Source organism: Sporosarcina trichiuri (assembly GCF_030406775.1).
Classification (GTDB): domain Bacteria; phylum Bacillota; class Bacilli; order Bacillales_A; family Planococcaceae; genus Sporosarcina; species Sporosarcina trichiuri.
In genome coordinates this window covers 476,162-488,037 of sequence record NZ_CP129119.1, presented here as the reverse complement: position 1 = coordinate 488,037, position 11,876 = coordinate 476,162, and the positions used below count along the sequence as shown (strand labels likewise).

Below are 11,876 nucleotides of genomic sequence, written 5' to 3'. Positions count from 1 at the left end.
CCTTCCTTATCGTGTCGTCAGGCGTTCGATCCGTTTCTCCTGGTCTGCCTGCAGCAGTCCCTGTACATAGATGCTCGGTGTATGGATGCAGGCCGGGTCCAGGCTTCCGGCTTCCGTGATCTCTTCCGCTTCCGCGATGGTGACCCGGCCTGCAGCCGCCATCATCGGATTGAAGTTCATCGCCGTCTTATTGTAGATGAGGTTGCCGAATGTATCCGCTTTCAAGGCGCGCACCAATGAAAAGTCCGCTGTCAGCGATTCTTCGAGGACATATTCCTTGCCATTGAATTCACGGATTTCCTTGCCTTCCGCAATTTCCGTCCCCACGCCGGCCGGGGTGAAGAATGCAGGGATCCCGGCCCCGCCTGCCCGGATCTTTTCAGCGAGTGTCCCCTGCGGCGTAAGCTCGACTTCCAGCTCACCGGACAGCGCCTGCCGTTCGAATTCCTTGTTCTCCCCTACATACGAAGCGATCATCTTCTTGATCTGCTTCTCTTTCAGCAGCAAGCCGAGACCCCAGTCATCGATACCGCAGTTGTTGGAAATGATCGTCAAGTCCTTGACGCCCTTCTCGACCAGTGCCAGAATCAGCTGCTCGGGGATCCCGACAAGGCCGAAACCGCCTACCATCAGCGTCATGCCATCCTGAATCGGCTCCACCGCTTCGCGTGCGGATGAATAGATTGTTTTCATCGGACCTACCTCCAGTAGTTCAGCATAGTTAGTTCTGTACTCATCTATAAGTTAATCAGACTGTTTCGTATTTTGCAATGAAACGAAAAGAAAACCGAAAAGCTTAATAGCTTTTCGGCTTGTAGTCCGTGCGTTTCAGCTGGATGTCGTAAAACAGAGTCGGGAAGACGGACAGACTCATGAGACCTGTCAGCACCCACAGGGCGATCTGGACGCCATAGATGTCGGCGAGGATCCCCCCTGCCATCGGTCCGATCATCTTGCCAATTGTTCCGGCCGAGTTCACGATACCCTGATAGAACCCTTCCTTCCCGCGGGGCGCCAGCTGATCGGCCAGTGCCGGAAATGCCGGCCAGGCGATCATCTCCCCGAATGTCAGAATGATCATCGCAATGACGAATACGTTGAAGACATTGGCGAAACTGACAACGATGAATGAGATGAGCATGATGCCGAGTCCGAGGAGGATCTGCAGCTTCACCCGGTTCTCGATCCGCTTGATGAGCGGCTTGATGAGCGGTTGTCCCAGGACGATGAGCAATCCGTTGATCGTCCAGATCAGACTGTATTGTGTCAGCGTGACACCTACGGACGTGGCATGGGTGGAGATCGTCGTCGACCATTGCGAATAGACGAGCTGCGTCAGCAGATAGCCGATCATGACGATAAGCAGCGCGATGAACGGCACCTTCTTCTTGATGCCCGTGTTCTCTTTCAAGATCGATGTATGCACTTCAGGTGCGATACTCATCTTCTTATAGAAGAAGAAGGCGATGAAGAAGAAAATGATATAGAACAGCAAGTTCGCCGCGAAGATGTAATTGATGTTGACGGAAGCCACGAGACCTGCGAGTGCCGGTCCGATTGCAACACCGACGTTCTGTGACAGATAGATCGAGTTGAACGACCGGCGCCCGCCTTCCGGCCAGACCGTGCCGACCATCGCGTAGAAACTCGGGAAAATGATGCCTCCGCTGAAACCGAGCACTGTCAGCAGGACAACGTAGGGCCCCCACGAGTGATTGACAACGAGAACAGCCAGCGCACCAGATGAAATGAGGATCCCCATCATCATCGATTTGTAGCCGCCGATCTTATCAAAGAAAAATCCGCCAAGCAAGTTGCCAACGACACCCGCCCCAGCGTTCGCCATCAGCACAAGACCCGCAACGGACAAGGACTTCCCTAAATAATCATGCATATATATTGTATTCAGCGGCCACAGAAATGAGTTGCCGATAACATTCACGAACATCCCGATGATCAGGAGCCAAACTTTTTTAGGCAATATGACTGCCTCCCCTCCAGCAATTCCAGTATACGATTGTATGCCTTTATTCCCTGATTGACAAGAGGAAAACGGTTATTTTGCCGCGAAAGGATTCGTTTCTCCGGAAAAGGTGGTACACTGTCTTTTTAAGGAGTGGTATCAATGGAAAACAACAACTATCCGTTCCCATCGGACGGAATGCGCTATCATACATGGTCACGGCATCTGAAAGACCGGTTCGGCTTCAAAGTGTTCAAAGTTGCGCTCGACGCAGGATTCGACTGCCCGAACCGGGACGGCACCGTCGCCTATGGCGGCTGTACGTTCTGCAGTGCTGCAGGCTCCGGGGATTTCGCCGGCGACCGGGTCGATCCGATCGATGTCCAATTCGCTGAGATCCGCGACCGCATGCATAAGAAATGGAAGAATGGAAAATACATGGCCTACTTCCAGGCGTATACGAATACGCATGCGCCTCTCGACAAACTGAAAGAGAAATTCGAGGCGGCTCTCGCCCAGGAAGGGGTCGTCGCCCTGTCCATCGCAACGCGCCCGGACTGTCTGCCGGATGACGTTGTCGAGTACTTGGCGGAACTGAACGAACGCACCTACCTGTGGGTGGAGCTGGGACTGCAGACGGTGCATGAAAAGACGGCGAAGCTCATCAATCGCGCGCACGATTTCACGCTTTATAAGGAAGGTGTCCAGAAGCTCCGTGACCGCAACATCCGGGTCTGCACCCATATCATCAACGGCCTGCCGGGCGAAGATCTGGACATGATGAAAGAGACGGCACGGGAAGTTGCAAATCTCGATGTGCAGGGCATCAAAATCCATCTGCTGCACCTCCTGAAAGGGACGCCGATGGTGAAACAGTACGAGAAGGGGCTTCTTGACTTCCTCGATCAGGAGACGTATGTAAGCCTCGTCGTCGACCAGCTCGAGATGCTGCCGCCTGAGATGATCGTCCACCGGATCACCGGGGACGGACCGATCGATCTTCTGATCGGCCCGATGTGGAGCGTGACGAAATGGGATGTCCTGAATGACATTACGCAAGAGCTGGAGCGCCGGGACAGCTGGCAGGGGAAGTATTACATGAAAGAGCCGATTGTACAGTGAAGACTCCTCGTTTCCGGACAGAACGGGTGCTGTCCTATGCAAAAACAGCGCTGAGAGGTGTCCTTCAGGAAGGTGACACCGCTGTCGACGCCACAATGGGTACTGGCCAGGATACCGAGTTCCTGGCAGAAACGGTCGGGAGTTCAGGTACCGTATTTGCATTCGATGTCCAGCCCGCTGCTGTCGATACGACCAGGGAACGGCTCGGCGTTCTCACAGATCGTACCCGGCTGATCCTCGACAGTCACGCAAATATGGCTCAGTACGTGACGGCGGGTGTATCAGCTGTCATGTTCAACCTCGGCTTCCTCCCGAATGGTGAGGACCGCTCCATCATCACAGCAGCGGAATCGACCGTCCCTGCGATCCGCACTGCACTCCGCCTGCTGAAACCAGGCGGCATGGTATCGGTCGCTGTCTACGACGGACATCCCGGCGGCGCGGCGGAACGGGATGCAGTCCTGGAACTGGTACAAGCACTGGATTCGAAAGAATTCCAGGTGATCCGGTATGAGACCGTCAACACCCGGCAGCGGCCCCCGTTTCTTCTGCTGATAGAAAAATCCGCACGCTGATTCAAGGAAGCCAAACGAAAGACCGCTGCCCGGCAACTTGCGGGCAGCGGTCTTCTTCAATTCAAGCGGCTGATGACTTCCGTCTCTGTCAGATCGGAACGGGTAATCCAGTTCAGAAGACGTTCTGCCGTGTCTTCGGGACTGCTCAGCTGGCCGGACTCTTTGTAGTCGATGAATTTTCCGAGCAGCGGGAACCCTTCCTGTTCACTGGACCGGATCGTCTTCTGCATGTCCGTGTCAATGATGCCCGGCGCAATGGATACGATGCCTGCCGGGAATTCCGCGCGCTTCTGTTCCAGGCGGACGACCTCGGAAAACCGGTCGAGTCCCGCCTTCGTTGTACAGTAGACTCCCCATCCTTCCATTGCACTGCGGCCCGCTCCGGATGAAATATTGACAATCCGCTTCTTTGCATCTGTGCGTGCCAGCACTTCGATGAACTCATTGCACAGTTCGATCGGTGCAGACAGGTTCAGCTCGATCGCCTGGCGGATACCATCAGCTGAGAGGGCGCCCACCTTTCCAACCGGCTCCACTGTTCCCGCATTGTTGATGAGTGTGAATGATTCGGCCTCATGCAAGTAAGGCGACAGGAGCCGTTCAATGGCACCCTGCCGCTGGCTGCGTTCTGTCAGATCGATTTCTTCAAAATGCTCATGACCGCCCGGGTTGCTGCGGGCGATGCCGATTGCGGTCTTCCCCTGTTGCTGTAATACTTCCATACAGGCTGCACCAATCCCTTTCGATGCGCCTGTAACGATGTAGAGTTCCATACAATCCCTCCTTATATGATTATCAGTGTACCTTTACGGGTAAAAAAAGACCAACTGCAGGTTCGCAGCTGGCCTCATTCATTTATTCAGTTCAGTACCTTCACCCGTACATTCTTGCGTCCCCACTGGATCGCCTGGCTGTGTGTCGGTACAAAGACATCGATACGGTTGCCTTTGATAGCGCCGCCGATGTCGCCGGCGACTGCATATCCATAGCCTTCCACATATACTTTCGAACCGAGCGGGATGACGTTCGGATCGACTGCAATCACTTTAAGTGAAGGATTTTTCTTAAGATTCAAGCCTGTTTTCGTGATGCCAGAGCATCCGCGGCAAGAAGCCGTATAGGCTGATGCATTGGCGATGAATTCTTTTGTCACTGTATCATCATTTGAACGTGACGGTGTTTTCGCAGGTTTCTTAGCAGGTGCTTTCGCTGCTGACGCAGTACCGCCGCTTACGACCCGTAAATTCTGATTCGGATAGATAACAGTCGATTTGAGACCGTTCCATTTCATGATATTGCCTACTGAAACGTTATACGTCCGTGAAATTTTGTATAGGGTATCTCCCTTTTTTACCTTGTAGGACGACGCTGCCGCCGAACTTTCATGTGATCCGCTGACTAATAGTGCCGTAGCTAAGATGAATGTGAAAATAAGTTTCTTCAAAAGCTCCGCTCCCTTTTTTAAGTCTGGGTATAGATTAACAGCCCAATATTACAGCGATGTTACAGGTAACCTCCATTCCGGTTACAAAAACAAACCGAATGTTACAAGCGTCAGAAACATTTGCCGATGACTGTTCAAACCGGTGTCAAAATACGGTATACTGTAGAATGAATGTCAGATCAGGATGGTGAATTCAATGCCAATACCACAAGACCATAAAAAGCCTGCAAGACAGACGGCAAAAGAAAGCGCCTTCAATCAGCTGCAGCAATGGATCATCGACGGCACGCTGAAATCTGGGGAAAAGCTCGTCGATAGTGAACTCGCCCAAGCACTCGGCGTCAGCCGCACGCCGATCCGTGAATCGCTGCAGCTGCTGGAAGTGCAGGGATTCGTCAAAATGTATCCGGGAAAGGCGACCCAAGTGACGGACGTCGAAAAGGACTCCATCACCGAGCTGCTGCCGCCGCTGGCCGCCCTTCAGGCACTTGCCGCGGAGCTCGCAGCCCCGGTCATATCGGATCAAATGATCCAAGACCTCAAACGTCTGAACAGCGAATTCGCTGAATCCGTCCGCAACGAGGATTATTTCAACGCACTGAAAATCGATGAATCATTCCACCAGCTTATCGTCGATGCAGCAGCGAATTCGTATATCTCATCGATCACAGAATCGCTGCAGGCCCATGTCCGCAGACTGTTTTTCCATAATTCGATCATCCTTACGGAAAAGTCGATCGAAGAGCATGAGACAATCATCTCCATGCTGGAGAATAAACAAGCCGAGCAGGCTTCCGCCTATATGCGCGGAAACTGGCTGCGGGCGATCAACGAATTCAAATCTTTGAAAGTCTAGTTTCCGAAGACATCAATAAACCGCATGGTCCCGATATTTATCGGGTCCATGCGGTTTGTTTGCTGTTGAATTCTTTGCCGATCAGCTTGCGGTATTCGTCTTCTCATTATTTGTATGACCGGATGTCCCGCCTGCCGCTTTGGCGATGACACCAAAAATGACGATGGCTGCGATGGAAGGGACGAGCCAGCCGAGACCGTCATTGTAAAACGGCAGGACATCGCTGTAGAAGCGGACAACGGGGGCAGTGATGGACTCGAGACGGCCACCCGGCAAAGTGTCCGCGAGTGCTGCCAGACCGTCCACGATACTGACCAGCATGGCAACAGCCGTTACTGCCACGTATACGATCCTTGCATGCCCGAACAGCGGGGATACAAACGTCAGCAGCATCAGTGTTATCGCGAGCGGATACAAGAACATCAGCACCGGTACGGAGTAGGTGATGATATTGGCCAGCCCGATATTCGAGATCACAAAGCAGAACGTTGTGAACACTGTAACGATCGTTTTGTAGGACATCCGCGGAATAAGCGTATGGAAATACTCGCCGCAAGCCGTCATAAGACCGATACTTGTCGTCAGGCACGCGAGCAGGATGACAACAGCCAGGAGTACGAGGCCGGCCTGTCCGAAATAGTGAACAGCCACTTCGGTGAGCACAGCCCCTCCTGTCTCAAGTACGCCGAGTGATGAGACACTGCTGGCTCCGAGGAATGCGATGCCCAAATAGAGGACTCCGAGACATGAAGCTGCCACGAATCCGGTTTTCATAGTGGCACCCATGAACCCCTTTTTCGACTTAACACCCATGGAACGGACAACTGTGATGACAATGATCCCGAACACGAGTGAAGCGAGCGCGTCCATCGTATTATACCCTTCCGTGAATCCGGTGCCGAACGCACCGGAAGCATACGCTTCACCCGGCTGCTGGAACGAGCCCATCGGCTTCCACAAGGCAGCCGCCAGCAGGAAGAGCAGCAGGACGATGATCGCCGGTGAGAGGAACTTGCCGACTCGATCGGCGATCTTCTGCGGATTCAGAGACAGCCAGATTGTCAGACCGAAGAAAACGGCGGTGAACAGCAGTCTTGGGACGAACGGATCCGACCTGCCTAAAAATGGCACAACCCCTATATCGAAAGCTACTGCGCCCGTCCGGGGGGCCGCAAAGAACGGACCGATCGTCAGGTACAGCGCTGAAGTGAAGATGACCGCATAGACAGGATGGATGCGGCTTGCCAGCTCCTGCAGATTGGCGCTTCCTGAAAATCCGATCGCCAGGATCCCGAGCAGCGGAAGTCCTACACCGGTGATCAGAAAGCCGATGACTGCGGGCCAGAAGCTGGTGCCCGCCTCCTGGCCAAGCTGAGCAGGGAAAATCAGGTTCCCTGCTCCGAAAAATAATGCGAACAGCATGGTTCCAATGACAATAAGCGATGACAGCGGTAATTTACGATCCATATGGAACTCCTTCCAACGATGACTGATAGTTGTATGCGATATATTGCAGGTCTACATCATAAACCGCGGCCTGCTAAAAAGCAAGCCGCGGTTTAAATTTACAATGCTCATTGGATAATAATTTCAGTATGACTGTGCCCTTCGACACTCTTCTGCACGCGGAGCACTGCCGGAAATGCCTCTTTCAGTTCTGCGACATGCGAAATGACGCCGATCATCCTGCCGTCTTTCTGGAGATTGACAAGTGTGTCGATCGCTTTCTGCAGTGATTCCTCATCCAGCGAACCGAATCCTTCGTCAATGAACATTGTTTCCACGGAAATGGACCCTTGGAAACTTTGAATGACATCCGCCATGCCGAGTGCAAGACTGAGTGATGCATTGAATTTTTCCCCGCCGGACAGCGTCTTGACATCACGATGCTGGCCTGTGTATCCGTCATAGACATCGATTCCGAGTCCGCTCTGCCTGCCTCTGCTTTCCTGCCGGTCGCTGTGCATGAGCTGGAACTGGCCGTTCGACAAACTATCCAGCCTGCCGTTTGCTGCACTCAGGATACGCTCCAAGTATTCCGTCTGCAAATAGCGTTCGAACGACAGCTTGCGGTCATTCTGCCCTCTTACCAAATCGTGCAGTTCCGCTGTGCGGCCATGCCGTTGCTCGAGGCTGCCCTGTTCCTCGAGGAGAGCTGCCAGTTTCGTCCTGGCCTCCTCTGCTGATTTTGCAAGATGGCTGTCGGAAAGGGACTGCGCATAGGCTTGCTCGTACAACAGCTTGTGCTGCTTGATCCGCTCTTCCATCTGCTCCGTATCCGCCCGCTGCTTTCCGTCCAATCTCTGTTCCAATTCGGTGACTGCACCGTTTACGGTCCGCCATGCCACTTCAAAGTCCTGGATTGCTGAAGCGAGCTTATCACGCTGCGCAGCGGTGCGCTTGCTGTTCCGATAATCCGTTTCACTCTCAAAAATCGATGTGCTGAGCGACTCTGCGAACCGGCCGGCCGCTTGCTGCTGCTTAAGTATCGACTCCTCAGACGCCTGCTCGGTGTATTGGAATGCCGACCGGGCGGAGGACAGCGCCTCAGCCGCCGACTGCCGCTCGGCTTGAGCTTTTTCCCATGCTTGCTCCAGCCGCTTCTTCAGCTCCTGCTGAGCAGTGATTTCCTGTTCAAGAGTTTCAACGCTGCGGAAGTCTTGGGGGACATTGTGGATGGTCGCCTCTAATACCGATCTTGCTTTCTCCAGATCAGCGGCGACTGCCGCAGCCTGCTTCTCCTTATCAGCGGCAGCGGTTTGGAGGGCAGCGAGCGAGCTGCTTTCGTTTTCGTATTTAATTCGTACGGCTTGCAAACTCCCTCTCGCCTGCTTTTTCTTTTCGAGGCGGGCTTCCGTTTTCTGTACAGTTTCCAAAGCTCCCTGCGCCCAGCCGTCATCCGGCTTTGCACCTAACTGCACTTCTGCTTCAGCCAACTCAGCCCGCCCGTTCTCAAGCCGTACTTTCACAGTCTGGAACTGTTCATATGCAGCAGCTGTCTGCTGTTTCGTCTGTTCGAGCACTTCCCGTGTCACTTCATGAGTCGCTCCGCTTTCCTGCACTGCAGGATGATGGGCGCTGCCGCACACAGGGCACGGCTGTCCGTCTTCGAGAGAAGCAGCGAGCAGTGCCGCCTGATCGGACAGCCATTCCGACTCCAAAGTGTCCTGTTTCAGCTTCAGCTCCCTGTAGGTCTTTTCAAAGTCTGCTGCCTGCTGTGAAACTTTGCTGACCGTGTGTTGGAGAGCTATATAATCGCTGATTTGTTTGTGGCTCTCCCTGGCATGATTCAGCTGCTCAAGCAGAATTTCATATCCTTCTGCGGACTGTTCCAATTGCTGCATGCTATTCTTCAGTTCTGCGGTTCCAGCAGCTGCACGCTGCAGATCGGCGGCCATCTTCATCGCGCGCTGCTGTTCTTCAGCAGCCTGCTTCTCAAGACGGATGATCTCCGACTTCCGCTGTTCCAGCTCCCGGACCGCCGGCATGTATGACTGCAGTGTGAGGAGCTGTTTCCCTGCTTCGTCGCGCTGGGGAGTTTTCAGCTGTTCTCTTTTCCAGCGATCCTCCGCTTCAGATGCAGCAAGCTGTGCAATCGTAAGCTTTTCTTCGGCCAGTCTGAGCTCTTCTTTCCGCTTTTTCATCTCGGCAGCGGTTTCGGCTGCCCGCTGTTCTGCCGTTTCGAGGATGGCGGCATGTTCCGCCTTTTTCAACTGCAGCCGTGCTGCCTGCACTGCTTCCTCCTGCCCCTGCAGCCGAAGCCGCTCCGCTCTGTTCTTTTCCAGATTGTCGAATTGGCTGTTCAGCGAAGCGGCTGAAGAGAATTCCTGCTGGGCTTTCCCGTGGGCTTCATACTCACGCTTATAGCGGTCACTGTTCTGTTTCGACTGCTCCCTGTAATGATCCGCCTCCTCCTGCAGTGCATCGAGCAGACGGTGATAATGGATGGATGCCGACTTCAGTTCGGTGTGCAGCCGCGATTCCCGTTCCGGAAAGGCACCCGGCAGATGTGCCGCCAGCTGTTCCATCGTGAGACGTGACGAACGTAATTCATTGTCCAGGGCGTCTTTCCTCACCTTCAGTTTATCTGCAAGGTTCCGGTACCGTTCCGTCTTGAAGATCTTCCGCAAAATCATCTCTTTGTTTTCCGTATCCGATGTCAGGAACTTTCGGAACTCCCCTTGCGGCAGCATGACGATCTGGCTGAACTGGGCTAAGGTGAAGCCGATCAGCTCCTCGACCTTCCTGTTCACTTCTGAGACGATCTGACGGTCGACAGCCGGCAGTTCCCCCTGGTCGGTCAGTTCGTAAAACTCGACCTTACCGCCCGTTTCGCTCTTGTTGCCTTCCTTCGTATAGGGAACTTGCCGGAATACACGGAACCGGCGGGATTGCAGTGAAAATACCAATTCCACTGTTGTCTGCACATCGTTTCTTGCAAAATCGCTGCGAAGTGCGCGGATATCGGTCCGATCCTCTCCGCTTGCCTGTCCGTACAATGCAAAACAGATCGCATCGAAGATTGTCGTCTTGCCTGCGCCTGTGGCACCCGAAACGGCGAACAGCCCATATTCCTTAAGCTTGGTGAAATCCACTGTCTCCGTATCACGGTACGGTCCGAATGCTGTCATCGTCAACTGGTCGGGTCTCATCCGTTCCGCTCCTCTCCATCCAGCAGTTCCTGGAATACTTCATCAAGTATTTTTTCTGTTTCTTCATCTGGCTGCCTGCCGGTCATTTCTCCATAGAACGACCGGAACAGCGATCGGTCATCGAGGCGTTCGATATCGGAAACACGCGAGACTCCCCCATCAGGGAGCGGCCGGTTCACAACCCGTTCCACATGCATGGCATTCGCAAAGACCGACCGCACTTTTTCCATTGGGGAGAGCACCGGCGCCGTGTCGAGAAGTTTGACGAAAACATAATCATCACTCCGTTCAAATTTCAGCAGGTCTTCCATCAGCGCCTTCACCGTACGGATATCCCGATTCTGATACAGCTCTCGTTTCTCCACTTCCGTGTTGCCATCCCCGTCAATCGTCACAACTAAAAACCCTTTTCTATGATGTTCTTCCGAGATGGAATATTTCATCGGCGATCCTGCGTACCGGACCGTTTCGTCTCCCGCAAAATGGGCCTGATGCAGATGACCGAGCGCTGTGTAATGGAATCTCCTGAACAGATCGGCTGCGACATACTCTGCCCCCCCGATTGCGAGCGGCCGTTCCGAATCACTCGTATTCTCCTCCGCCTTCCCGCCGGGTGTCACGAAAGCATGGGCGACAGCTACGTGGCGCGCATTGCCATCCAGCTCACCGATTTTCTGTATAACTTTCTCCATCGCGCTGTGATGGCTGTCCACTGTGCCGTCCCCCGTCAAATTGCGGATGACCGATGGATCGGCGAATGGGATCAAATGGAAGACGACGGGGCCGCTTTCATCCGCCATCTCAACCGTCATGCAGCCGCCATCGCTTTCGGGTTTCCCTGCTATGTAAAGGCCTGTCCGCTTCATCAGCCGGCTGCCGAACTGGAGCCGCGCCGGACTGTCGTGGTTGCCTGCTACCGCAAGAACCGGTGTTTCAAGGTCGACAGTCAGTGTCCAAAGCACTTCATCAAGTAGGTTGACAGCATCTGCAGGGGGGACGGACCGGTCGTACAGATCTCCGGCGATAATGACAGCGTCCGGTTTTTCCTGTCGTACCGCTTCGATGAACTGCTCCAGGACGAAGCGCTGTTCTGCGAGCAGTGAGACCCCCTGCAGCACTTTGCCGAGATGCCAGTCCGCTGTATGGAAGATTTTCATGTGGATGCCTCTTTTCCTATAAGTCTCCTTCCAGTTTATCCGATTTCCGGTGTTTCGCAAACAGGTACAGCCACTCCTCCCCTACGCTGCAGGACGTTACACAGAAA

The 11,876-nt window shown here is 53.8% G+C and carries 10 protein-coding genes; 3 read left to right on the top strand and 7 right to left on the bottom strand.

All coding sequences use genetic code 11. The features are described 5' to 3' along the window. Positions 1-6: 6 nt before the first annotated feature. Together QWT68_RS02800 and QWT68_RS02795 are read right to left on the bottom strand one after the other, a co-directional pair. A complete protein-coding gene (locus QWT68_RS02800) occupies positions 7-693 on the bottom strand; it encodes a CoA transferase subunit A (RefSeq protein ID WP_040286148.1) in 687 nt (228 codons plus the stop codon). Between the two features lie 103 nt (positions 694-796). After that, positions 797-1,981 (bottom strand): MDR family MFS transporter, encoded by a 1,185-nt coding sequence (locus QWT68_RS02795; RefSeq protein ID WP_290149401.1) that lies wholly within the window; start codon positions 1,979-1,981, stop codon positions 797-799. 144 nt (positions 1,982-2,125) lie between these two features. Between QWT68_RS02795 and mnmL the strand changes: the two genes are divergently transcribed. Both mnmL and mnmM read left to right on the top strand, forming a co-directional pair. Continuing rightward, complete coding sequence (mnmL, locus tag QWT68_RS02790; RefSeq protein WP_040286146.1) at positions 2,126-3,085, top strand: tRNA modification radical SAM protein MnmL/YtqA; 960 nt, start codon at positions 2,126-2,128, stop codon at positions 3,083-3,085. Further along, positions 3,082-3,660 carry a tRNA 5-(aminomethyl)-2-thiouridylate-methyltransferase MnmM gene (gene mnmM, locus QWT68_RS02785; RefSeq protein WP_040286145.1) on the top strand — a complete coding sequence of 193 codons (579 nt, stop codon included), beginning with the start codon at positions 3,082-3,084 and terminating at the stop codon, positions 3,658-3,660. The genes mnmL and mnmM overlap by 4 nt, the downstream gene beginning before the upstream one ends. Before the next feature lie 56 nt (positions 3,661-3,716). Here the strand turns inward: mnmM and QWT68_RS02780 are convergent, their stop codons facing one another. Then, on the bottom strand, positions 3,717-4,433 hold the full coding sequence (locus tag QWT68_RS02780; RefSeq protein WP_290149399.1) for an SDR family NAD(P)-dependent oxidoreductase: 717 nt from the start codon (positions 4,431-4,433) through the stop codon (positions 3,717-3,719). An 86-nt stretch (positions 4,434-4,519) separates the two neighbouring features. Next, a complete protein-coding gene (locus QWT68_RS02775) occupies positions 4,520-5,104 on the bottom strand; it encodes a 3D domain-containing protein (protein ID WP_040286143.1) in 585 nt (194 codons plus the stop codon). Between the two features lie 196 nt (positions 5,105-5,300). On the opposite strand from QWT68_RS02775, the gene QWT68_RS02770 reads away from it, so the two are divergent. Then, positions 5,301-5,960: a GntR family transcriptional regulator gene (locus tag QWT68_RS02770; protein ID WP_040286142.1), complete on the top strand. Its 660-nt coding sequence runs from the start codon at positions 5,301-5,303 to the stop codon at positions 5,958-5,960. An 81-nt stretch (positions 5,961-6,041) separates the two neighbouring features. Here QWT68_RS02770 and brnQ read toward each other — a convergent pair whose 3' ends face one another. The 3 genes from brnQ to QWT68_RS02755 form a co-directional block, all read right to left on the bottom strand. Continuing rightward, the gene (brnQ, locus tag QWT68_RS02765; protein ID WP_290149398.1) at positions 6,042-7,427 is read right to left on the bottom strand and encodes a branched-chain amino acid transport system II carrier protein; all 1,386 of its coding nucleotides are present in this window, start codon (positions 7,425-7,427) and stop codon (positions 6,042-6,044) included. A 107-nt stretch (positions 7,428-7,534) separates the two neighbouring features. Next, the gene (locus QWT68_RS02760) at positions 7,535-10,612 is read right to left on the bottom strand and encodes an AAA family ATPase (RefSeq protein ID WP_290149397.1); all 3,078 of its coding nucleotides are present in this window, start codon (positions 10,610-10,612) and stop codon (positions 7,535-7,537) included. Next, entirely contained in the window at positions 10,609-11,769 is a 1,161-nt protein-coding gene (locus tag QWT68_RS02755) for an exonuclease SbcCD subunit D (protein WP_040286139.1), read from the bottom strand. Before QWT68_RS02755 ends, QWT68_RS02760 begins: the two co-directional genes overlap by 4 nt. Between the last annotated feature and the right edge of the window lie 107 nt (positions 11,770-11,876).

Coding starts and splice junctions, on each gene's coding strand:
- QWT68_RS02800 (WP_040286148.1), bottom strand. CDS start 693: ATGAAAACAATCTATTCATCCGCACGCGAAGCGGTGGAGCCGATTCAG.
- QWT68_RS02780 (WP_290149399.1), bottom strand. CDS start 4,433: ATGGAACTCTACATCGTTACAGGCGCATCGAAAGGGATTGGTGCAGCC.
- QWT68_RS02760 (WP_290149397.1), bottom strand. CDS start 10,612: ATGAGACCCGACCAGTTGACGATGACAGCATTCGGACCGTACCGTGAT.
- QWT68_RS02755 (WP_040286139.1), bottom strand. CDS start 11,769: ATGAAAATCTTCCATACAGCGGACTGGCATCTCGGCAAAGTGCTGCAG.
- mnmL (WP_040286146.1), top strand. CDS start 2,126: ATGGAAAACAACAACTATCCGTTCCCATCGGACGGAATGCGCTATCAT.
- brnQ (WP_290149398.1), bottom strand. CDS start 7,427: ATGGATCGTAAATTACCGCTGTCATCGCTTATTGTCATTGGAACCATG.
- QWT68_RS02770 (WP_040286142.1), top strand. CDS start 5,301: ATGCCAATACCACAAGACCATAAAAAGCCTGCAAGACAGACGGCAAAA.